Origin of the sequence: Arthrobacter echini (assembly GCF_004803505.1) — a bacterium.
GTDB classification, from domain to species: Bacteria; Actinomycetota; Actinomycetes; order Actinomycetales; family Micrococcaceae; genus Arthrobacter_D; species Arthrobacter_D echini.
Map to the genome: position 1 here is coordinate 209,667 of NZ_SSWH01000005.1, position 22,357 is coordinate 232,023.

Sequence of the window (22,357 nt, forward strand, 5' to 3'; positions counted from 1 at the left end):
GCTCAGTGCGGGCCGGGTACCTCGCATGCTTCGGCAGCATCGCCGACGCCGCCGCGGCACCACGGTGGCCGAGCCTCACACCGGTTCGGTGCGCTACCGGCGGGCCCTGGAGCATCCGGCGCTGTTCAGCCTCGATCTGTCCACCGGTGTGCCCGACCCGGCGCTCCTGCCGCACCTCGGCCGGGCACTGACGTCGGTCACGGGGGCGACGACGCCGGGTAGCTATCTCGACGAGCCGGTGGTGCCGGATCTGCTGGCCGTCCTCCGCGCGGACTGGCCCTATGCCGCGGAGGAGTTCAGCATCACCGACGGTGCCATGGATGCGGTGGATCTGGCCATCCAGTGCTTCTTTCGCTTCGGCGACCGGGTCATCGTGGAGCATGCGACCTTTCCGCTGCTGCTCGATCTGCTCGAAGCGGCCGGGGTGGAGGTGGTCGGCGTCCCGATGGACGGGGAGGGCATGCTGGTGGAGCCGCTGCGGGAGGCACTGGCCACGCCCGCCGTCGCCGTGATCCTCCAGCCCAGGGCACAGAACCCCACCGGGTTCTCGCTCACCCCGAGCCGCGGTCGTGCCCTGGGCGAGGTGCTGCGCGCGTCCGGCACCATGATCATCGAGGACGACGCCGCAGGCTCGGTCGCCTCGACGGCTCACGTAAGCCTCGGGGAGGTGGTCCCGGAGCAGACCCTCCACATCCGCAGCTTCTCCAAGTCCCACGGACCCGATCTGCGGCTCGCGGCGCTCAGCGGACCTCACGCCATGATCGGTGACATGAACGCGCGGCGTCAGCTCGGTCAGGGCTGGAGCAGCCGTCTGCTCCAGCACATCCTGCTGGCCCTGCTCACTGACGACGCCGCCGTGACGCGGGTTGCCGCAGCACGGCAGGAGTATCAGCGGCGCCGCGACGCCGTCATCACGGCGCTCGCGGAGCACGACGTCGTCGTGGCGGGGAACGACGGCATCAACCTCTGGGTGCCGGTCCTCGACGAGTCGGCCGCGCTGGTCCGACTTGCCAGCCAGGGGATCGGCGTCACGCCGGGGAGGCCCTTCCAGGTGCTCCCGGAGAATGGCGGGTACATCCGGGTCACGGTGGCCGCAGTCTCCTCGGGGGCGGAGGAACTTGCCGGGAACATCGCGGTGGCGGCCAAGGCCGGCCGATGGACGGGTGGGCGCTGAGCCTTGTCGGCCTCCTTACGCTTGTGTAAGGAATGTCTTATTACGTAAGATCAGGTGATGGTACAGGCAAAATTGACGAGTAAGGGCCAGGTAACGATTCCGCTGGAAGTACGGCAGGCGCTAGGACTCGAAGCCGGTAGCAAGATCGATTTCATCCGGTCGGCTGACGGCAGAATTGTCCTGGAGGTGGTCCGCACATCGGTGGCGTCGTTGCAAGGTGTCTTGCGGCGGGACGGCGGGGACTCTCTCTCCGTCGAGGCCATGAACGATGCTGTGCAGGACGAAGCGCTGGCTCGGATGGCGCGCTCTGATTCCGAGGACCATTCATGATCGGCTTGGACACCAACGTCATCGTCCGCTTCCTCACTCAGGATGACTCCAGTCAGTCGGCGCTCGCTGCCTCGCTCCTCGGCTCCCTCACCCCGGTTCAGCCCGGCTACATCAGTCCGGCGGTGCTGGTCGAGACCTACTGGGTGCTGAGACGCGGGTACAGGCTTACGGTAAAGGATGTTGTTCCGACGCTGCTGGCACTTGTGTCGAGCGACGAGATCCTCGTGGAGCACGCGGATCTTGTGCGTACTGCGTTGCGACGTGCGCTCGAAGGGTACGACTTCGCCGACGCCTTGATAGCGCTCGACGGCGTCCGACGGGGCTGCGAGTTCACTGCAACCTTCGATCGGCATGCTTCAGGTCTCGAGGGTATGAAGCTGCTGCAGGGAGCTTGAGCCTGACAGGCTACGGACGCCGAGGGTTACGTTCGAGAGCAAATGCCGGCCAGGTCAGGACCCACCGCCGAGGACATCGACATGCACGTGGTCCCGGTGGTGGAAGACCTCGACGCCTACCCCAACTCCGCCGCGCCCAGCTCATCTACGCCCTGGACTGCGATGAGCCAGAAAAGTATGGTCGACAGGGGACTGGGGCTGCCAGCGGGCTAGTCGCGCCGTGATACGCCGTCGAGCTTCGCCCGAACTCACATCATTCAGAGAGGTTTCACCATGTCAGCATCACAATTGGCGGGGCACGTGGTCATCGTCACCGGGGGCGCTTCCGGCATCGGCGGAGCCACCACCCGGGTATTGGTCGCCCGCGGAGCGAAGGTCGCCGCGGTGGATATCAGCGAAGAAGCCGGTCAGGAACTGACCTCGGACCTCGGTGAGAACGTCGCCTTCCTCAACGGTGACGTGTCCGACCCGGATGTGGCCGCCCAGGCCGTCGCACTCGCGGTCGAACGATTCGGCAAGCTCACGGGACTGGTGAACAACGCCCACGCCTCACGGCAGAAACCTTTCCTCGAACTCGAGGCAGCCGACTGGGAGCTCTCCTTCGGCACCGGATTCTGGGCAACGGTCCAGTTCATGAAGGCCGCCCATCCCGAGCTCGCGAAGGTCGGCGGCTCGATCGTCAACTTCGGTTCAGGTGCCGCCATCAGTGGGCAGGAGACACAGGCCGCGTATGCTGCCGCCAAGGAGGCCATCCGCGGTGTGTCACGGGTGGCTGCCAACGAATGGGCACCGTCGGGTATCCGAGTGAATGTCGTCTCTCCACTGGCTTACACCAGCGGTGTGGAGGCGTGGTCGAAGGCCGCGCCGGAGCAGTACGAGCAGGTCCTCAAATCCACCCCTCTGGGTCGTTTCGGTGACCCGCAGACCGACGTCGCCCCCATTGTCGCGTTCCTCCTCTCCGATGATTCCCAGTACATGACCGGCCAGACGGTCATGGCTGACGGGGGCACGCACAAGCTGTACTGATGAATGTGCGAGACCATCAACGATCGTGAAGGGTAGGACGATGGCCGATTACCTTGGACTACGAGGAAAAAACGGTCTGGTGACCGCGGCAGGCGACGGGATCGGCCGTGCGAGTGCACTCGCGTTCGCCGAGGCGGGAGCGTGCGTGCTCATTTCCGACATCAGTGCCGAAGGGTTGGAGGAGACCGCCCGCCTGATCACGGAGGTGGGTGGTGAGTATGAGCTCCTCGTTGCCGACAGTTCGCTCGAATCCACAGCGCAGGACGCCGTGACCGAGTGGCGGAGCGGTGGGGGTCGCTGGATTTCGCACACAACAATGCCGGGGTCGGGGCCGCCAGCACTCCGTTCACCGAACAGGATCTCGCCACGTGGGAGCGGATCTTCAACCTCAACGTCTTCGGCGCGATGATGTTCATGAAGCACGAGCTGCGCCAGATGGACAAGCAGGGTTCGGGGGCGATCGTCAACACGTCGTCCATGTCGGGTAAGAGCGGTTCACCGGGGCTTTCGCCGTACAACGCCTCGAAGTGGGCGCTGAACGGGATGACCCAGACGGCGGCCCTGGAGTACGCGTCCAAAGGGGTCAGGGTGAACGCGTTCTGCCCGGGCGCCACTGTGACGACGTCGCTGGCGAACTGGAAGGAGTCCTCACCTGATGCCTATAGCGCCGTCACCGCTGCGATCCCGATGAAGCGGATGACCACGGTCGAGGAACAGGCCGCTGCCGCTGTGTGGCTATGTTCAGGTCAGGCGAGTTACATCACGGGCACCTTACTCAACGTCGAGGGCGGAGACGGGATTCTCGGTAAGCAGTAGCGCCGTATTCGGAGGGGTGTTCGGAGCTACTTCGGAGCGAGCGGTGGGCACGGCTGGCGGGGTCGGACTCGATGGATCCAGGTTCAGCCTGGATACTCGGCCCTCGCTGAAGTGGCGGGCCCCTCCTTCTCGCGGTCGCGCGCGTTCGGTCCTCGATGATGCAGATCGCAGCCGGTAGATGGGCTTGAGTGCGGTTGCGACCGTTTTCCGGTCCTGGTGGTTCACGGACCTGGAGGCGGCGCGGATCAGGTGCACGACACACGTCTGCACCCTCGCTGGCCTGCACCAAGATGCCCAGCACGTGCATGACGCCGTCCATGTCGACGCCCACGGCGATGCGGTAGCGCTGGTCAAACTCGCCAGCACGCCAACGGGAAACACGACGGAAATCCAGTGCTCCGCGTCCGGGAAAAGTCACTCGTAAGGATTAGGGTGAGGGTAGTCACTCAATGCAGGGGGAATCGTGGAATTCGCGGAACGATTGACGGCGCTGGCAGCGAAGGTGCGGCAGCAACGGTCTCAGATCGACACGGAGGAAGCGACGAAGAACGCCTTCGTGATGCCCTTCATCTCCACCATCCTCGGCTACGACGTCTTCAACCCGTTGGAGGTGGTTCCCGAGTTCACCGCCGATGTCGGCGTGAAGAAGGGCGAGAAGATCGACTATGCGATCATGCATGGCGGAACGGTCCAAATTCTTATCGAGTGCAAAAAGTCAAAAGAGCCACTGAAGATCGAGCATGCTTCTCAGCTGTACCGGTACTTCGCCGTCACCAACGCTCGGATAGCAATCCTCACCAACGGTGAAATCTACGAGTTTTTTACCGACCTTGATGCGCCTAATCGCATGGATGCCAAGCCGTTTCTTGTGCTGGACCTCAACGACATTGACGAGACCTTGATACCCGAGTTGATGAAGCTGACAAAGGAGATCTTCGACCTTGACTCGATCATCAACGCTGCAGGAGAGTTGAAATACATCGGTCAGATCAAGCGGACACTTGCATCACAATTCAAGGAGCCCGACGCAGAGTGGATCAAGTTCCTCACAATGCGCGTGTACGACGGGGGCTCCTACACGCAGAAGGTTCGTGAGCAGTTTTCCGGTCTCGTGACAAAGGCGACCAAGCAGTTCCTCAACGAACAGGTCAATGACCGGCTCAAAACTGCTTTGGGCGCTCCGAATTTCCCCTTGGCGAGCGAACCGGCAGTTGCGGCGAATATCACCAGTGAACAGGTAGTCGAGGATGACCTGAACGAAACAGCGGTCGAGACGACGCTCGAGGAGCTCGAAGGCTACCAGATCGTCCGCGCAATCGTCTGCAACGAGGTGAAGGCTGCGCGAGTGGCGCAGCGGGATGCGAAGTCCTACTTTGCGGTGCTGCTCGACGACAACAACCGCAAACCGATTGCACGCTTACACTTCAACCGCGTACAGAAGTATTTGGGAGTTTTCGATGGGCAGAAGGTTGAGCAGCGCATTCCGATCTCCTCGTTGGATGAGATTTACGAGCATGCAGATGCTCTTCGCTCCAGCGTCAGGGCGTATCTAGCGGCGGGTTGAGCGCGTGCTGGTCCCCAGCTGCCAGTAGGTTTCGGTGGAGTGGCTACCGCTTCAGCAGCACTGGACCGGAACATCCGCAGGTGCTGGGTGTCGACGGGGGGTGACGACATCAATATTTGGGGGCCGGTCCTCGACGAGCCGCCGGCGCTGGTCAGACTCGCCGTCCAGGGGATAGGGGTCATGGCGGGGACGCCCTTCGAGGTGCTGCAGGAGAAGGGCGGCCACCTTTTGGTCACGGTGGCGACCGCTACCTCCGAAGTGGAGGAGCTCGCCTGAAATATCGCGATGGATGCCAGGACCGGTCGCTGGACGGGTAGGTGCTGAGTCCCAGGGGTCAGCCGGCCGCGAGAGCTACACCGACCGAAGGGCACCGCCGCTCAGGCTTCCCACCCCTTCGCACCTATCCAACGGAGAGCAGTCAGCGACGGCAGGAAGAGGTACTCTCCCCCAGCCATACGGTTGAAGGTCGTGATGCCATTCAACCGGTGGCGAACAGGATCTGCCGGAATAGTGAAGTTTCCATCCGTGTCGTCATGGATCCCGACGATCGGGTCCCGCTCGGTGCCGAGGTCGATGAAGTTGCCACCGTTGATCCACTCCTGCTGCAGGAACTCGATGGTGTCGAAGGCCCGAGCGCTGATGAAAATGAAGTAGATGCCGCGATCCTCCTTCGCATCGTCGGTCGGCGTCACCTCGGGCGTCCATTTGGGCCCATAAGTTGATGATCGTCGAATGATGCGGTGGATGTTCACGTCGGTCATGATCGTCAATTGGCTGTCTCTCGGATTGAGACGGCGCATGTGGCTGGAGTGCGGACACATCAAGCCCTTCGGATCGTTCTTGAAGGAGAAGTCGTTGTTCCGTTGTGGATCTGCACCCAATTGTTCGTCATCGTGATCCGGAGCCAGGGTCAGTGGTGCCCCGCTGCGCCATCTGCCGAACATTTTCGCTGCGAGTTCGTGCTGCGCCTCGTCATCTGATGCATGGGACGCAACATACTCATTGAACTGGCCAACCCGGCTGACGAATTTGCGCAGGACCACATAGGTGCCGTTCCGCCCCAGCTCGACCGGCTCGGGTACCGCAAGCGGCTTACCAGTCTCGCTGTCCTCACCGAGGATGAACTCGCCAGCCGCGATCGCGCGTTCCTGCCCTGGTTGGGGCGCAACTCCGCTACCCGCAATGGTCGGTTGTGAGATCGAGTCGCGGAACCCAAAGGGATTCTTCGCATCCTCGTCCGCGCCGAACCGGTGCGTGCTCAACAAGGTGACGCCCTCGACGCGATCCACTTCCTCCATCGCAGCGGCTATCGCAGCCTCCAGAGCAGCTTCGTCCTCAGCATAGATCGACAGTGCAATGTGGAGATTGCCAGGCGTCAATGGCTCATCCCAGTGTTCAGGAGCGTTGCCACCGTAGTCATGCAGTTGTTGCGCCCGGGCCGCCATGCCTTGCCTGAACGGTAACGGGAAGCTTTCGAGCGACTGCTCTGGCAGACCTAACGCTCTGAGCCCCTCGTAGCTGATGGCTACCCCGGTCCAGGCCGCGAGATCGTCGGCCCAGTCGTGGGCGGACGGGATTCTGTCCGGCAGCCGTGCGAGTAACTCTCGCCCATCGGTCGCGTCGTCAACGTGAAGCATCGCGTGAATACCGACGTACGGTTCAGGGCGGGATCGGAGCACCAGGCCCTGGATATCGTCGAGGTCGAGCTCTACTCTCTCACGTCGGAAGAGCCTCTTCAGATCAGCCAGTCCGGCCATGTCAGTAGTCCACTCCTTCGGGCTTGGAGATGGAATCCGTCAGTGCTTTCAGCGCCGCGCTGGTGCTGGGATCGAGGTCCTCACGTCCTGCCATTGCGTCGAAGAACTCGTTGAGCGCGTGCTCTGTCCGCTGCATGCGACGAACATCCACCACCGTCACCTGTGGATTTGCGACAAACCATCCCGCCGCATCGATCTGTCTGTCAGCAATGAAATCCTTCACATCAGGACTGTCAATGCCAGGCCAACCCTCGGCATTCTGGAACAGGAAGTCCATGAGCTCGGGAATCTTCGTTGCAAAATCGTTGATGTAGGCATCCCAGTCCCCGTCATAGGCGGTGGCGAAAAGGATACGGGTATTGTTCTCGAGGAAGACGAAACGCATGTCGTGCAACGTTGAGACACGCTGTGCACCATCCATATTACCTTTGGTGAGGTTGAAGATTCGCTGAAGCCGCTCCGCTCCACCGGGCTTGAGGTCGGCAATGACGGTCAGTTCGGACACCTTGCCGGATCGTAGTCCCACACGGCCGGCTGAATCTGCGGTTCCCGTGAGATCAGGGTTGTGGTCCCGAACCATGGCCTCGATGGCGATCCTTACCACGTGCGGCGCATCACCAGCAACTTCCTGGACCCGGCGCGAGATTTCGTCGAATCTGCTTTCGTCCTGCAACCGGGGATCTTCTCGCTTTGCCATTGTCTGACCCTTCTTGTCGTTGTTTCGTATCTTCTTCAGTCGGGAATCTGGTCGATGCCGTCAGGTTCCACACGAGGACGTGCATTCTCCGAGTGGCGGAAGGCGGTCGACCTCTCGTACGCGTCCTTCCGGACGCGCATGATCGATCCGAGCGGCTGGTGTGCAAGGACGCCGTCCCACGGATTGAACGTCGGAAGATCGTCGCCATCGTCGCGCCGTGCTGCACCGTAGGCATCCTGGGGCTCAAGCCTCAGAGTTGCAATCGGCTGATTAGGTGAGGCATTCTCGTCCCACGACACCGTCGTATCCTCGACAGGCATCGTGTCGAGACCCATGCATAACTGTGCGTCAGGTTCGTACTCAGCGGACTCGGTACGAAAGTGATCGACTACGAGGTCCCTGATGGATGAAAAATCATTCACGTCCATCCGACGATCAGTCAATGCCCGTACATTGTTTGACCGCGGTACGAGGGAGATCTTTGCGACGTAGTCGCCATACCTCACGGCTGCCTGCGTGTAGTAGGTCTCTCCCAGTACGTGGCTGTTGTCGCGTCCAACTCCCTCCGACGCTTTCCGCGCGAGGGTCCCGGTTCCGGCAACCAGCTTCTGAAGAACCTCCGGTGATTGTGCGTTCTTCTCCAGCCGTGGAAGCATTCGCTTGTACTGCTGAATGGTGCCGAACGCGAGCGTCGGGAAATTGACCATCGGGAAGTCCTGATTGCCATTCTTCAACCCGGGAAGCAGGCGCTCCCCATCGACGCCGATGATTGTGACGGCGAAGCCGGGCGGCGCAGGCACCCTTTCACTATGGATGTCTCCGGGTGACGAGGACATGCGAACGACAACGTCGTATCGACGCGGCGTAGCAAAAACCCCCTGGGCGAGCCGCGGTGGGGGTCCCCCGTTCACGGTCAGACTCGCCTTCAGAACCGCATGGCTCTTCGCGTGGGCGTCGCGAGCCGCATGCTGGTGCTTCTCCGTGTTTGCCCGCTGTGTCTCCGCTATCTCCTTGAGAATCTCCTCGATCAACGGGCTCTCGTGGTCGGCTTCGCGTTCGACGCCGTTCGAGAATGTTTGGAAATCCTTCATCGAGCGAGCGTAGGCCTCGGTCACGGACGATGTCGAGGCTGAGCGGTCTCAGCCTCACTTGCACATAGTGGGATGTACTCAATGAGATGCAGAGTTTCGACGTTCGGGACAGGACCTGATACGAGCGGGCAGACGGTGTTCCACGATTTTCTTTCGCAGCTCCGGCGGGGAGCTTGCGCGACCGGTTCGACCCAGATTCTGCGCTGGCCGTGAGCCACGATCTTCACCGCCCGAACTCGGCAGGGGCGTGTATAGCCAGGTCAGGACCGACCGCGGACGACATCGACATGCACGTGATCGAGGTGGCGGAGTATCTTGTTCGCGGGAGGCGGCGCCTCGTAGGGGTGCCACTGCCCCCGGTCGATGTGGGCGCTCCAGAACTGGTCGTCGAAGATCACGTATTGGATGTCCAGACTCTCGGCGTGGGCCACGAGCCACTGCGCCAGAAGCCACCCGTCACGCTGGTTCTCCTCCGTGATCGGCCGGAAGAAGACGTCGATCGCGCGCCCGTCGTAGTGGGTGGATTCCTCTCCGTGCCCCTGCCCGACGCCACCCGGCGCGAAACCGCCCAGGCTCTGTTCCCCGAATACCTCGACCATCGCTGTGCGTACCTCTTCCGCGCGCGGTGTGAGCCCGGTGTCGGTCAGCGACTGTTCCGGCAGGTCACCAGGAGCCGTTCCCCGGCAGCTCAGCACCGGACCAGGACCACCTGACGCACCACCAGCCAGCGCCTGCAGCACTGCCTGGTCGATATCTGAGCTGTCCGGGGCTTCCAATCCGCGAGCCTGGAGCGCAGCCGCCGTCGTCGCGCGTTCTGCCTCGTCCCGGTCGAGGTCCATCTCTCCCTCCGTCGTCCTGACAACGCAGTCCGGCCCGGACAGCAATGACCTACCCTCGGTACGCAGATTGTCGACGGCGCCCGGCCGAATCAGCAGCAGTACGGCCATGAGCGCGGCGAGAACGAGGAAGGAGAGCAGGAGAAGCAGGGGACCGCGTGGAGTCGTCTGCCGTCTGTCGGTCGACGTCGTCACAGCGAGCGTCCGTCCCTCGGGACCACGACGTCCAGCTGCTTGTCGCCTCTTATCCGCGGGAACCATGTGCACAGTGATCGGGAACTCAGGACGATGACAACTCCTTCTCGGGGTGCGGCGGTCCTCCGATCAACGGAGAAGCGCACTGAAGGATCAATCGACGACGGCAGCAATTAGTTCCCCGAAGCGCGCTGCCCCGGCGGGGCGACGTGGGAGATTTTCTTCCGGTCAGGTGTTCGCAAATGCTGCCAGCACGACGACGGGGAGATCGGTGATGAGGTGAGCCACGATGTTCACGGGCAGGCTTCGACGCCAGAGGAACAGCGCCCCCAGCCCAATGCTCAGTGGGAACACGACGAAGATGGCGTGAGGCAGTCCCCACGACCAGTGCGTGAGCGTGAACAGGAGGGCGGGCACGACCAGCACCAGCACGGTCGGCGCACGCAGGGCGATGAGAGCGCCCATCGCCGCGGCCCGGTAGATGACTTCCTCGGTGACTGCTGCCGTGAGCACCCCGACGACGGTGATTCCGACACCGAACTGCTCAGCAGTTTCGATAGTGCCCGTCTCGTACCCGGTGAGCGTCGCGGCGCCCACGCTCAGCAGAGGAACCGCGATCGCGAGCCCCAGCCCAACGGCGAGCGCGACCATCGCGTCGCGCCGGTGCAAGCGTTTCAGCCCGAGGGTCCGGGCAGGTGCGAGCCGAAGCCAGCCGCCGACCACGAGGATCGCGATCACCCACATCAGCGCGAGAGCGATAGCGGTCCCCGGCACTCCGAGGCTCACGGCAAGCGGAGCCGAGACGAGCGTTGTGCCGATGGCGGCGACAAGGGAAACTGCTGCGAGGCCCGCGAGGAGATACCGCGACCGCGATGGTGCTCCCGACGATTGCGTCATCTGCACTCCAGCCGATCCGCAACGACAATACTGAGTAGCTCCAGCGTGACGCGCTCAGGAGGCTGGTGGCAACACCCTTTTCAGCAGGGGCGGTAGGTCTTCCCGCCCGGCGCGTAGCAGCGCGGACCGGTGTAGCCCGGGTAGGGATCTTCGGCTGCTGGGGGAGCAGGAGCGACCGACGGCTGAGCCGGAGGAACATAAGGTGCCGGTGCTGGTGCCGGTGCCGGAATTGGAGCCGGTGCTGGGACGGCTGGGAGATTACGGATCCGCTCCTGCTCGGCTGCTGCAGCCTCGGCCGCGAGGCGGTCTGCTTCGGCGCGAGCGTCGGCTTCTGCCTGGAGCCGCTCGGTCTCCACGCGAGCCGCTTCTGCAGCTTCGGCCCGGACCCGCTCCTCCTCGACCCGTTCTGCTTCTGCCACTCTCGCTGCCTCGGCTTCGGCCGCGAGTCGGTCCTCCTCGGCTTTCTCTAGAGCTGTCACCGTCGTGGTGACCGTGGTCAATTTCTTCTCCGCGTCGGCGATCTGCGTGTCGAGGCCGCGCGCCATGGTCGCAGCACGCGTGGCACCGAGAGCGAGGACGCGGACCGTGTCCTCGCCTGCATCGATTGCCTCTCGGGCGGCTGTGGCCGTGGTCAGGGCCGCGACGATCCCGGCAGCTGTTGCGGCAGCGGCTGGTGCTGTCTCACCCACAGGAGCCTCCGTCGCGGTGGTCAGAGCCTCTGCGGCATCGGCCACCTCCGCCGGCAGTGTGCAGCCCTGAGCCGGGTCCAGTAGGCCGATGCCCTCCGATTCAGCCTCGTTGTACGCCGTCTGCACCTCGTCGTAGTACTTGCTGTTCGGCTCGATGAGGATGGGGACGCCCAGACCCACCCGCGCGAGTTCCGCATTGACGAGGGTCTGGTCCTCGATGAAGACCGCAGCCAGGACGCGGTCGTACCTGTCGGTGCGCTCGACATCGAAATCCAGGGCGACCTTCGTACCGGGCGGGGTCATCGACTCGAGTTTCTCGGTCGCCTCCGCTCCAAGGCATTCGACCGGCTTGTCGGGATGCTTGGTCTCGGGCGTGTCGACGTTGAGCAGACGGACCGTCTGGTCGGATCCGTCGAAGGTGATGACGAGGGTGTCGCCGTCGATCACCCGCACCACGGTGCCGGGCTCGTAACCGGTGGCCGTCTCACCCGACGGCGTCGAGCTTGTGCAGGCGGTCAGGGTGGAGGCGACGATCGTCGCGGTCAGGAGGGTCACTGGGGCGATGCGGCGGGAACGAAGCAAATTCATCAGTCTTTTCTGGCGACCCACAACGGGATAGCCGCAGAAGCCGAAAGGCTCCTGCGGCTATCCCACGATCCGTGTACTAAGCGGTTCGTTACGCCTTCGCAGTGCGACGACGGACGACGAACGTGCCGCCCGCGGCTGCAGCCAGGACGAGGCCTGCGCCGAGAGAGAGCGCAGCTGTGTTATCGCTCGTGTCCTGAGCAATTCCGGTCTCAGCACCACCGACAGGCATCTGCCCAACCTGAGGAGCAACAGGTGTGACGGGAGCCACCGGGGTCATCGGTACAACAGGGGTCGTGGGGTCGACGGTTGGAGCAGGAGTAGCCGTCGGAACGGGGTCGGTCGGGACGAGGTTCGGATTGAACGCGACGTCGCCGTTCTCGCAGCCGATGCCATCACCGTCCCTGTCGAGATCCGTGCTGTAGGCCGACGACGTCGATGGGATGTTGTAGACGCCGAGCAGTTCGGCCTGAGTGCAGTCCTGGAACGGTGCAGCCACTGCGGGCGATGTGGACAGGACGGTCAGGCCCGCTACGGCAGCAAGCGCGAGGGAGGCAGTGCTCTTCTTCAATGGGTCCCCTTGAGGTGATACGGAGTGCCTTGGAATGACGTGTTGCCAAGGCTGAGATACTGCCATGTCTAGCACGGATAGCGCGACCTTCCTGACCATGCAATTGACGCGAAAGGGCGACACGGAGGAACCAGAATCGGGTACCCGGAAGAGGCAGCGCTCAGCAGTATGCGGACGAACAGCAGTATCCGAACGATTTCTGGCCCTATGACACTCGGCGGAGCGATCACCATCGGTCAGTTAATTGCGTTAATCTTGACGAGAAACTGAGGTTTTCCTGTACTTCGCCCGGAAAAACCGACAATTTGGGTATTCGGCAAGGGCGGCAGTACTGTTCGCGGGAAACAGCAGCATCAACTTTGGGGGCACTCCATTTCTTCGCCATCACGTCCGCCTGCCCGCTCGACGTCGTCGACACGCAGGCCGATCAGGCCGTTGACCGCCGTCGTCGCCGGTTTCGGACTCTTTCTCGTCATCATCGGTCTCATCACCAACGGGTTCAGTGGCGCCCTGATCATGGCCGCTTCCTTTGCGCTCCTCACCGGTCTGTACACGCTCCTGACGAATCGCCCGTCCTGGGCTCATCTCAGCAGCCGCAGGGCGGGAGCTGTCACGGCAGGAGCGGCCGTCGTCGCACTGCTGGTCGGTGGGGCGATCGCGCCGGCGGACGAGACAGTCCCCACCGCCGTCGCCGAACAGGCGTCGGATCAGCCAACGGAGGATGCGGCGCCCTCGGCCGAACCAAGCAGCGAACCGAGCAGTGAACCGACCAGCAGCCCGTCGGCAACGCCGTCGGAGACACCGACAGCAACACCCGCGCCGTCGCCGACAGCCACCCTCAGTGCAGCGGCGGATGTTGCGCCGCTCGACCCGGAGGAGGTTTCCGAGCCGTCGGGCGACGCGGCTGCACCGGCGAAGCAGCCGGAGGCCAACACCACGGCCCTCGCCCTGCTCGAGACGCTGACGGTCAAGGGGCGCGCGCCGAAGACGGGGTACGACCGCGAGGAGTTCGGCTGGGCCTGGCTCGATGTCGACCGTAACGGCTGCGATACGCGCAACGACATTCTCAATCGGGATCTCACGGAGATCGTCCACACCAACTCGGTTCCCTGCAAGGTCGAGTCCGGTGTGCTGGATGATCCCTACACCGGAACCGTCATCGACTTCCAGCGCGGGCAGTCCACGAGCAGCGAGGTGCAGATCGACCACGTGGTCGCCCTGGCCGACGCCTGGCAGAAGGGCGCCCAGCAGCTGACGTTCGACCAGCGGGTGGCCTTTGCCAATGATCCGCTGAATCTGCAGGCCGCGGACGGTCCGGCGAACCAGCAGAAGGGCGCGGGCGACGCCGCCACCTGGCTGCCGCCCAACACCGGGTACCGCTGCGAGTACGTGGCGCGGCAGGTCTCGGTCAAGGCGACCTACACGCTCTGGGTCACCCAGGCGGAGCACGACGCCATGAAACGGATCCTCGCCGACTGCAATGGCATCCTCGCGCCGACCAACCAGATCGGGCCGTCGATCCAGCAGCCCGTGGAGCCTGCGCCGTCCGCGTCCCCGTTCGTCGAGCCGGCACCGCCCGCCGCACCCGCACCCGCACCCGCTCCTGCACCAGCTCCCGCTCCGGCTCCTGCACCGGCGCCAGCTCCGGCGCCGGCACCCGCCGCGCCGGAAGTTCCAGCCCCAGCTGCCCCCTACTACCAGAATTGTGATGCCGTCCGTGCAGCCGGTGCGGCTCCGATCACCGCAGGTTCGCCCGGCTTCCAGGCCAAGTTCGACCGTGACGGCGACGGCGTGGGCTGCGAGTAGCGGCAGCTCGCTCGCACCACTGCGACAGGACAGCGCTTGAACGAGGGACACGAACCCGACCTGACCGCGTACCTGTACCGGGCGTGCTGAGCCGGGCCGACCGGGGGTGCGGTAGTGCGCCGTCGACCACCGACGCACTACCGCAGCCCAGACGAGGAGAACCTAGAGCAGCAGCCTGTCCAACGCCCATTGCCATCTGATGAGCTCCTGCTCCAGCCGCACCGAGGGACCATGGCGGTCGTCCCGCAGGGCGTCGTACACCACCGACTCCTCCGCCGTCAGCCGGGTGAGGACCGCGCGCGACGGCGACGGCTCCACATCCCAGCGGTCTCGATGCTCCAGCAGCGTCTCCTCGTCCATGAGCACGCTGTCCACGTGTGGGTGGAGGGACCTCAGCTGGTCCAGGATGCGAAAGCCGTGCGTGTCCAGATCACCCCAGTAGTCCACCCTGCAGGATTGCAGCCACGCAGCGTCCTGGAGGGCTGAGAAGCCGTACCCCTCACCGAAGAGGGCCAGGGTGCCGGCACTGTCGGGGAGCGCGAGGAAATTGACCAGGTTCTCCGTGACGACAACGCGCTCCACCGGCAGGTCGAGGGCGGCGAAGGCCTCGGCCGTGACCGTGATGTCGCGGGCGCCGCCGAGCACCTCGAGCCGCGGGTCGAGCAGCCGGAAGCGGACGCGCTCGGGTGCCTGCAGGAACCCGTGCCGGGCAGCGAACCGGGCAGCGGGCGTGCGTCCCGCCGTGCGGCGGGCGAGGACGGGCAGCGCGTCGTAAGGGGTGGTCGAGGGATCCGGATCCGGACGACCGGCGTGCAGTGCGGTCAGCCGCTCGTCGGGAGCAGCGGTCGCGGGATCTGGATCGGGACGCCCTGCTTGCAGTGCGGTCAGCATCTCGTCGATGGTCCTCCGGTGGCCCTCGACGAACTTCGTGTGCACGCCGGGGAGCCCGAGCTGCCGCACATGGATACCCGGGTCCGGGTGCTCGCGCAGCCACACGGCCACCCGTGCCGCCGTCAGCGCGTCCTCGCCGGACTCCACGAGCCGGAGCGGCCGGGCGACGGCCCACGCCCGGAGTGCCGGGTCGAGGTCCGTGAGCTGCTGCGCCAGCTCGACGGCGGCCCGTGCGTCGCCGGTCCTGCCCACGAACGCGATCTCGTCGTCGACCGTCGCGAAGACGACCGCGGCGGGCACCTGATTCGCCCCGATGGTGGTGCTGCCGAGCTCCACGAACTCGACGTCGTACGCTCCCGCGGTGGCGGTGAGCTCGCCGGCCCACTGCCGGGCCGCCGGATAGTGGTCCCGCAGCTCGGCGGCCGTGGGTTTCTTCAGTGCACGACGTCGGGGGTAGGCGCCGGTGGGCTCCAGCACCTCGCGCAGGAGGGCGCCCCGGTCCCACGCCTTTTTGGACACGGCCCGCAGATCGGCCGGCGTGGTCCACCGGCCGGGTGCCTCAGCGGGCACGCCGCTCCTTCTCCTCGCGGTACTCCTCGATGGTCATGTTGCGCAGCTGCGAATCGTCACCGGCGGTATTGGCCACGAAGCCCACATGGGACACGTACGGTTCGATCACGTGGATCTTCTGCAGCGGGGTGACGATCAGCAGCTGCAGCTCCATGCGCTTGAACAGCTCCAGGCCGTAGCGCGCCGACTCGTCCGAGCCACGCCCGAAAGCCTCGTCGATCACCACGAACCGGAAGCTGCGGCCCGCGGACCGGGAGCTCCGGGCACCGTTCCTGGCGGCGCCGAGGCCGAACTGGAAGGCGAGCGCTGCGGCCAGGATGGTGTAGGCGAGTTTCTCCTTCTGCCCGCCGGACTTCCCGCCCGAATCGGTGAAGTGCTCGAACTCCTCGCCGGTCTCCGTCCACTTCTCCGACGCCGAGAACGTGAACCAGTTCCGCACATCGGTGACCCGCGCCGTCCAGCGTTCGTCCAGGGCCGTGTATCCCTCGCGGCCGCGGAAGCGCTCGATCAGGCGGGCCACCTGCAGGTACTTCTGCTCCGAGTACTGCTCGGTGTCCCCGAGACTGCCCTCCGAACACGCCCGCAGATCCGTCCCGAACTGGCGCACGTCGAGATCGGAGGTGCTCTGGTGCTCGAGCTGGATGTGGCGGCCCGGGTTGTAGTCGATGTCCGCCAGGGATGCGTTGATCTCGTCGATCCGGCCGACGATGTCCTGCCGGCGGCTGTCGAGGAAGGCGTTGAACGCCACCACCTCGTGGATGGTGTTCTGGTTCAGCGACTCCTTGAAGTGCGCCTCGAAGCGCGGCAGGTCGTTGCTGGTCAGCTGATCGAGCATGCGGTCGTAGTCCGCGGACGCCTCGAGCGACGCGTCCAGGTCCGCGGTCTCCGTGGGGTAGGCGTTGCGGAAGTCCGCCATCTGGCGCACGGTGGACGCCGCGGCCGTCGCGATCCGCTTGGTCAGGGCGTCGATGGTCGCGGTGAGGACAGAGCGCGCCGCGGTCTCGGTCGCGGCGGTGTTCCGGTACGTGAGCGACTTCCCGGCCAGGGTCTCGGACGCGAGGCGGGCGACGGCGGTGAGCACGGCGTCGTCGTCCGTCAGGGGAGTCGCGTCCAGGATGCCGCGGCACTCGGCGATGGTCTCCGCGATGTCGCGTGCGTCCTTCTCGTTGGCGCCGATGCGCTGCTGGAGCGTGGTGTTGCGCCTATCCAGCTTCGCCAGGCGAGCCTGCAGCTCGGTCTCGGACCGGGTGAGCTGCTGCAGGACGTCGCTCGCCGCCTCCAGCGCAGCGCGTTCGGCGGTCAGATCCGCGATCCTGCGGGAGGTGGACTGCCAGCCGATCTCGGCGAATCCCGTGACGGCGTGGACGGTGCCCAGGCGCTGGTTCTTCCGGCCCAGCTCACCGAGCGATGCGTTGACCCGTGCCAGCCGGGCGTCGATCCCGGCGAGCCGACCCTGCAGCCCCTCACGCTCGGCGTGCAGCCGTGCCATCTTGTCGTGGTTGTCCCAGCCGAGCACGTAGTGACGGCGATCGCCGAGTCCCTGGCGGTCGTCCTTCTCGTGGCGTCCCCGGCCACCCTTGAGCTGACCTCCCAGCGTGAGGGCCTTGGGGTGACGCCGGAAGTCCTCGATGGTCTCGCAGCACACGTAGTCGAACCGGCTGGTCAGTTCATCGAGCAGGAAGTCCCGCAGCGGCGTACCCGCCTTGATGGCGATCTTGCCGGCGAGGGTTCCCGACGCGGCGGGCTGCGGAGCATAGGTGCCGTTGATGCGCCGATACACGAGGCGCCCGCGCAGATTGTTGCCCTCCACCCAGGCGCTGACGGCGCGGTAGTGCTCCTCCGGCACCAGCAGGGACAGGGCGAAGCCGCGCAGCGTCCGTTCGGCCGCGCCCTCCCAGGCGGCTTCGCCGTCGCGCACGCGCAGCAGCTCGCCGGCGTAGGGCAGCCCGGTCGTGGGGATGCCCGTGCCCTCGCAGAGTCTGCGCCGCAGCTCGAGCTGGGCGAGGGGGAGCAGATCGGGCCGGGACTGCAGGGAGCCGAGCTCGACGTCGATGGTCTTCAGCTCGTCGGCGGTGCCGGAGCGCTCCACGCTCACGGCGGTCTGCTGGTCCTGCAGCTCGGCGGTCCGCTCCCGGAGCACGGTCTCCACCTCGTCCAGCTGCGCCCGGTTGGCGTCGAACAGCACGCGGTCCTCGGGGACCCGGAGTCCGAGATCCTCGGCGGCGGTGCGGTAGTTCTCGAAGCGGGCCCGCTGTGCCCGCGCCTCCTCCTCCAGTCGGCCGAGCTCGGCGTCGATCGCCGCCAGCCGTCCGCCCCCGCTGGTGCGGATGTCCTCCTGGATCCCCGAGAGCTCGTGCCGCGCTGCCGCGAGCTCCGCGCCCAGCAGGGCGCTGTCCTCCCGGTACCGGGTGGCCGTGCGGGCGAGCTCGCCCTGGTGCTCCAGGCTGAGGTCCAGCTGCTGCTGCGTGAACCACGGATGCAGCTGGTCCCGCTGGGCGCGGGCCAGCCCGTCCTCCGAACTCAGGCGTGCGTGCAGGGCGGAGTGCTCACGGACCGGCGTCAGCAGGGCTATCTGGTCCTTGGCCCGCAGGACGGCGTCGTGGGCGCGTTTCAGGTCGTCGAAGTGGTGGATCAGATTCGCGATCCGGGTGGCGACGTCGTCCTCCTCCAGCATGTTCGTCCGCACGAAGGACGTGATGTTCTCGACCTGCTTCATGGAGATGGTGCGGTGGAACAGGTCCATGGCCTGGTTGCCGCTGATCCCGAAGTGGCGTTTGAACGCTGCGGCGTACGGGTCGAAGGAGTCATGGACCGAGACACCCGCGCTGCGCAGTTTCCGCTTGAGCCTTGCGGGGTCCTGACCGAAGTCGGAGAAATCGGCGGCGATGCTCTGGTCGGTCTCGGCGAGGGAGTAGAAGCGGGAGGGCTGACCCGCCTCCTGCGTGGCCCACAGGGTGATCGCGAGGGTCACGGTGATGTCCAGCTGCGCGTTGTGGAACACGCCGAGCACCACGGAGAACGTGCCAGCGGTGCGCAGCGCCACGGGCTTCGAGTACTCGCCGCTGCTGCTGCGCGTGCTCTTGTGGAAGCCGCGCACGTAGGACATCAGGCTGCGCTCCTTCTTCTGCGCACCGGCTGCCTTGTTGTAGTCGATCCGGTTCGCCGGCAGCAGCAGCGTGGTGATGGCGTCCACCACCGTCGACTTGCCCGACCCGATGTCCCCTGTGAGCAGACTGTTGACGCCGTCGAGCGTGAAGGTCCTGACACCGTTGTGGAAGGTGCCCCAGTTCAGCAGCTCGAGGCGTTGCAGGCGGAAGCCCGGCAGTGCGCCGCCGTCGTCCGCGGGGTCGGGGAGGGTGAAGAGGCTGTCCTGGAGCTCAGTGCTCATCTGCTGTTCCCTCCGGTGGTGCCTGTACGTCGTCCTTCGTTGCCGGGCCGGCGAGGAGTGCGCGGTAGTCGGCGAGCCGCGCGTCGAACTCCTCGAGCCACTGCGCGTCGACGAAGGCCTTGAGGATCCGCATCACCTCGTACGTGCCCTGCTGCCCGCGCAGCTTCCGGAGGAACCCCAGCTCCACGATCTTCCTGATGTCGGCGCCGAGCCGGTCCAGCACGCGCGCCTCGTTGCTGCTCTCCGGCAGGAACACCGAGACCATGTCGGCGATGTCCTCCTCCGTCATGACCAGGCGCAGCTCGCTGCTGTTCGTGTCGAACTCGAGCATCCGTCCGCGCAGCAGGGCCAGCAGCAGACTCACATTGAAGGTGAGCTGCCGGCGCGGGATCAGGCGGGGCAGCGTGCCGTCGGCGTCCTGCCGGGAGCGGAGGAAGGCGTAGCCCTCGGGCTCGTCGAGGATCAGCTCGAGGCCGAGCACGGCCACGTAGTCCCGTACCTGGGAGGTCAGGGCCAGCAGGGCCTGCCAGGTCTTCTCGTCCGCCTCGGCGTAGACGACGCCCTTGAAGAGGCGGGTCACCACGCCCGGGAGCTCGGGGGGTGTGACGGAGTCGTGGTCGGGCGTGGACAGGGTCACGAGGGCCTCACGAAGATGATCCGGTCGATGGTCGCCTCGCGGATGCTGCCGTCGGGCAGCGTCCAGGCGAGCTGTTCGGTGCTGTCCGCGGTCACGGACGCCCACGGCGACTCGGTGGCCAGCTGATAGTACGCCACGATCTCGGCCAGTCCCTGGGAGAGCGGGAAGGCCGTGGTGACCTCCGCGAGCGTGACCTGGTCGGCGTCGTCGAGCAGTGCCTCGATGCGCGAGCTCAGGCGCTCGGTGTCCACGTGGAACTGGTCGAAGAGCGCGCCGGCATCGACGTCGGCGTCGTCGGCGAGGTGGACGACGTCGTCCACGCTCACCCGGCTGCTGGGCTCGTAGAGCGGCCGCTCGAACGGCAGCGCGACCTCCACGGTGGGCGCGTCGATGCTCAGGAAGGGGCCCGACGGCGGCCTGGTGCGGGTGGCGAGGGCGCGGCCCTCGACCTGCCGGATGAGCTGCATGATGCGCTTGTTCTCGAGGAACACCTTGTCGTCCAGGAGCCGGCGCATCTGCTGGGAGAGCTGCCGGACGGTTGTCTGGGTCTGCTCGACCGCGGGCAGCCAGTCCTGGTGCAGCGTCCCGAGCCCGCGGAGTTCCTCCCGCCCGGCCAGCGCGTCGATCTGCGTGGCCCGCTGCAGCAGGTCGCGCAATTCCGTGCGGAGCTGCGGGGACATCAGATAGTCCCAGAAGCCCTGGAACGTGCGTCCCTGCAGGGAACTCGTGATGCCCTGCTGGTTGGCGAAGATCGAGGCGAGCAGTTCGCCCTGCGTCCCCTCCCACGTGGTGATGTGCTCGCGTACCTCGCGGTCGAGGGTGCGGAAGTTCTGCTCGACCTCGCGGAAATCGGCGAGCAGATCCTTCGCGAGACCGGTGAGCTGCTGCAGATGATCCAGGGCCTCCGGTGCTCCCATGACGCGGACCTGACCGGTCTCCAGGCGCTGCATCTCGGCGTCGATCGCGTCCCGCTGCCGCCGGAGCTCCGCCAGGCGCACCTCCGGGTCCGTCTCCGAGCCCTGTACCAGCGCCTTGAGGACGGCGAAGATGCTGGTGAGCCGGGACTGCGTGGCCACGAAGGAGCGCCCCTTCAGGGACTCCACCCAGCGGACGGCGTCCTCGGAGGTCGCGGTGAGGTCGTACCGCGGCTCGTCCTGCCCGGGCACGTAGTACTTGCGCAGCCACGCCTTCTCCGGCGCCGCCCAGTCGTCGAGGTAGTCGGCGGCAGAGCGGGGGAAGGCGTCCTCGCCGAGGCTCTCCCGCACACCGAACAGGACGTCGTCGAGCACGTCGATGATGTGCTGTCGTCCCAGGTTCCGCTGGTTCGGCTCGGTGAAGGCCGCCATGAACAGTGCGAGGGCCAGGGGCGCGTGCTGGGCGCGCAGCAGCGACCATCCTGCGTGGTTCTCGCGCAGCGACGCGATACCGTGAAAATCCACTCGTACCCCAGAATCTCTACGTCTTCGGCCTGCTCTCCATGGTAGGTGCTGGGGTACGGGCCCCTGAAGTCCCCGGGAAGCTAGAGGACGCTCTTCGGGAGGCGGTGGGTGGTCACCGCTCCCACCGGTGACATGGGGTGCAGCGGGTCCGGGTCGCCACTGCCCGTCGGCCCGCCGAGCCGGCTGTGCCCCACGGCGCTGAGCAGGGCATAGGCGTCACCCTGCTCCCAGGCGCAATCCCGGACGAGGAAGTCGTACATGTCCTCGTACCCGCGCACGATGCTCTCCTGGACGGGATCACCGAGACCCACGAAGATCCATTCGTCGGCGGTCTCCACCCTGGGTGCACGCAGTGCCATGTCCTTGACGACGTCGACGCTCACCACGGCGATCCCCTCCGCCTCGATCGCGACGAAGGACGACTCGCCCTCGGCCATGATGGCGTGGATGTCCCCGATGGACAGATATCCGCCCTCCACCATCACCGGCAGATAGACCGTGGAGCCCGGCCTGCATTCCGTCAGATCCATGTTGCCGCCCTGCGAGTAGGAGGGCATGACGGTGGAGTTCACGCCGTCGGCGGGCGCCGTGCCGATGCACCCGATCATCGGTCGCGGCTCGAACACGTGCCGGTCCGTGACATGGACACCCTGCTCGTCGATGGGGACGCGCCGCGTGAACATCTCCGACCCCATGCGGTGCTGTAGCGCCCCGGTGCCCGGCAGACTGACGGACCAGCCGCAGTCCTTGAGCCTGATCTCGTGGATGGTCACGGCCAGCGCGTCGCCCGGTCGGGCGCCCTCCACGTACACGGGACCGGTGACGGGATTGAGCTGCGCTGTGAGTTTGCCCATGTCGCGGTGCTCGTGCAGCTGCGCGTACACCTCGTCGCTGGTCTCGAAGCCGATGAGCTCACCCGTTCCGGGTTCGATCCGCAGGGCGGGCTCGGTGGCGGACGAGAAGTTCGGCCGGCCGTGGGACTTGTCGAGGAAGTGGTCCATGT

The 22,357-nt window shown here is 65.5% G+C and carries 19 protein-coding genes and 2 pseudogenes; 8 read left to right on the forward strand and 13 right to left on the reverse strand.

Features of this window, described 5'->3' with window-relative positions:
* Positions 1–25: 25 nt before the first annotated feature.
* From E8P82_RS07785 to E8P82_RS15265, 5 genes and pseudogenes are all read left to right on the forward strand, one after another.
* Positions 26–1,174: an aminotransferase class I/II-fold pyridoxal phosphate-dependent enzyme gene (locus E8P82_RS07785; RefSeq protein WP_136453918.1), complete on the forward strand. Its 1,149-nt coding sequence runs from the start codon at positions 26–28 to the stop codon at positions 1,172–1,174.
* 57 nt (positions 1,175–1,231) lie between these two features.
* Complete coding sequence (locus tag E8P82_RS07790) at positions 1,232–1,504, forward strand: AbrB/MazE/SpoVT family DNA-binding domain-containing protein (protein WP_136453919.1); 273 nt, start codon at positions 1,232–1,234, stop codon at positions 1,502–1,504.
* On the forward strand, positions 1,501–1,899 hold the full coding sequence (locus E8P82_RS07795; RefSeq protein WP_136453920.1) for a type II toxin-antitoxin system VapC family toxin: 399 nt from the start codon (positions 1,501–1,503) through the stop codon (positions 1,897–1,899). Before E8P82_RS07790 ends, E8P82_RS07795 begins: the two co-directional genes overlap by 4 nt.
* Before the next feature lie 273 nt (positions 1,900–2,172).
* Positions 2,173–2,925 carry an SDR family NAD(P)-dependent oxidoreductase gene (locus tag E8P82_RS07800; protein WP_136453921.1) on the forward strand — a complete coding sequence of 251 codons (753 nt, stop codon included), beginning with the start codon at positions 2,173–2,175 and terminating at the stop codon, positions 2,923–2,925.
* Between the two features lie 40 nt (positions 2,926–2,965).
* Positions 2,966–3,741, forward strand: a pseudogene (locus tag E8P82_RS15265) (SDR family NAD(P)-dependent oxidoreductase).
* Between the two features lie 174 nt (positions 3,742–3,915).
* On the opposite strand, the pseudogene E8P82_RS07815 reads toward E8P82_RS15265, so the two are convergent.
* Positions 3,916–4,078 (reverse strand): annotated as a pseudogene (locus E8P82_RS07815) (transposase); the annotation flags it as partial.
* Positions 4,079–4,204: 126 nt separating this feature from the next.
* Between E8P82_RS07815 and E8P82_RS07820 the strand changes: the two are divergent.
* Together E8P82_RS07820 and E8P82_RS07825 are read left to right on the forward strand one after the other, a co-directional pair.
* The gene (locus E8P82_RS07820; RefSeq protein WP_136453924.1) at positions 4,205–5,305 is read left to right on the forward strand and encodes a type I restriction endonuclease; all 1,101 of its coding nucleotides are present in this window, start codon (positions 4,205–4,207) and stop codon (positions 5,303–5,305) included.
* Between the two features lie 39 nt (positions 5,306–5,344).
* Positions 5,345–5,581: a hypothetical protein gene (locus tag E8P82_RS07825; RefSeq protein ID WP_136453925.1), complete on the forward strand. Its 237-nt coding sequence runs from the start codon at positions 5,345–5,347 to the stop codon at positions 5,579–5,581.
* 101 nt (positions 5,582–5,682) lie between these two features.
* On the opposite strand, the gene E8P82_RS07830 is transcribed toward E8P82_RS07825, so the two are convergent.
* From E8P82_RS07830 to E8P82_RS15400, 7 genes are all read right to left on the reverse strand, one after another.
* Positions 5,683–7,062 (reverse strand): Dyp-type peroxidase, encoded by a 1,380-nt coding sequence (locus E8P82_RS07830; RefSeq protein WP_136453926.1) that lies wholly within the window; start codon positions 7,060–7,062, stop codon positions 5,683–5,685.
* A gap of 1 nt (position 7,063) precedes the next feature.
* Positions 7,064–7,759 carry a hypothetical protein gene (locus E8P82_RS07835; protein WP_136453927.1) on the reverse strand — a complete coding sequence of 232 codons (696 nt, stop codon included), beginning with the start codon at positions 7,757–7,759 and terminating at the stop codon, positions 7,064–7,066.
* A gap of 35 nt (positions 7,760–7,794) precedes the next feature.
* Complete coding sequence (locus E8P82_RS07840; RefSeq protein ID WP_246021081.1) at positions 7,795–8,874, reverse strand: catalase family protein; 1,080 nt, start codon at positions 8,872–8,874, stop codon at positions 7,795–7,797.
* A 236-nt stretch (positions 8,875–9,110) separates the two neighbouring features.
* Positions 9,111–9,881: a VldE C-terminal domain-containing protein gene (locus tag E8P82_RS07845; RefSeq protein WP_246021083.1), complete on the reverse strand. Its 771-nt coding sequence runs from the start codon at positions 9,879–9,881 to the stop codon at positions 9,111–9,113.
* Between the two features lie 228 nt (positions 9,882–10,109).
* A complete protein-coding gene (locus E8P82_RS07850) occupies positions 10,110–10,778 on the reverse strand; it encodes a CPBP family intramembrane glutamic endopeptidase (protein WP_136453928.1) in 669 nt (222 codons plus the stop codon).
* A gap of 80 nt (positions 10,779–10,858) precedes the next feature.
* Entirely contained in the window at positions 10,859–12,055 is a 1,197-nt protein-coding gene (locus E8P82_RS07855) for a thermonuclease family protein (protein ID WP_136453929.1), read from the reverse strand.
* A gap of 88 nt (positions 12,056–12,143) precedes the next feature.
* Positions 12,144–12,623, reverse strand: a complete 480-nt coding sequence (locus tag E8P82_RS15400; protein ID WP_168796521.1) for an excalibur calcium-binding domain-containing protein — start codon at positions 12,621–12,623, stop codon at positions 12,144–12,146.
* A gap of 435 nt (positions 12,624–13,058) precedes the next feature.
* Between E8P82_RS15400 and E8P82_RS07865 the strand changes: the two genes are divergently transcribed.
* On the forward strand, positions 13,059–14,429 hold the full coding sequence (locus tag E8P82_RS07865) for a GmrSD restriction endonuclease domain-containing protein (protein WP_246021085.1): 1,371 nt from the start codon (positions 13,059–13,061) through the stop codon (positions 14,427–14,429).
* 162 nt (positions 14,430–14,591) lie between these two features.
* Here the strand turns inward: E8P82_RS07865 and E8P82_RS07870 are convergent, their stop codons facing one another.
* The 5 genes from E8P82_RS07870 to E8P82_RS07890 all read right to left on the reverse strand — a co-directional run bounded on the left by E8P82_RS07870 (position 14,592) and on the right by E8P82_RS07890 (position 22,355).
* Positions 14,592–15,890, reverse strand: a complete 1,299-nt coding sequence (locus tag E8P82_RS07870; RefSeq protein ID WP_136453931.1) for a Wadjet anti-phage system protein JetD domain-containing protein — start codon at positions 15,888–15,890, stop codon at positions 14,592–14,594.
* The gene (locus E8P82_RS07875; RefSeq protein ID WP_136453932.1) at positions 15,880–19,278 is read right to left on the reverse strand and encodes an ATP-binding protein; all 3,399 of its coding nucleotides are present in this window, start codon (positions 19,276–19,278) and stop codon (positions 15,880–15,882) included. The genes E8P82_RS07870 and E8P82_RS07875 overlap by 11 nt, the downstream gene beginning before the upstream one ends.
* Positions 19,268–19,915, reverse strand: a complete 648-nt coding sequence (locus E8P82_RS07880; RefSeq protein ID WP_168796522.1) for a DUF4194 domain-containing protein — start codon at positions 19,913–19,915, stop codon at positions 19,268–19,270. Before E8P82_RS07880 ends, E8P82_RS07875 begins: the two co-directional genes overlap by 11 nt.
* Positions 19,912–21,354, reverse strand: a complete 1,443-nt coding sequence (locus E8P82_RS07885; RefSeq protein ID WP_136453933.1) for a DUF3375 domain-containing protein — start codon at positions 21,352–21,354, stop codon at positions 19,912–19,914. The genes E8P82_RS07880 and E8P82_RS07885 overlap by 4 nt, the downstream gene beginning before the upstream one ends.
* A gap of 80 nt (positions 21,355–21,434) precedes the next feature.
* On the reverse strand, positions 21,435–22,355 hold the full coding sequence (locus tag E8P82_RS07890) for an acetamidase/formamidase family protein (protein WP_136453934.1): 921 nt from the start codon (positions 22,353–22,355) through the stop codon (positions 21,435–21,437).
* Positions 22,356–22,357: the final 2 nt, after the last annotated feature.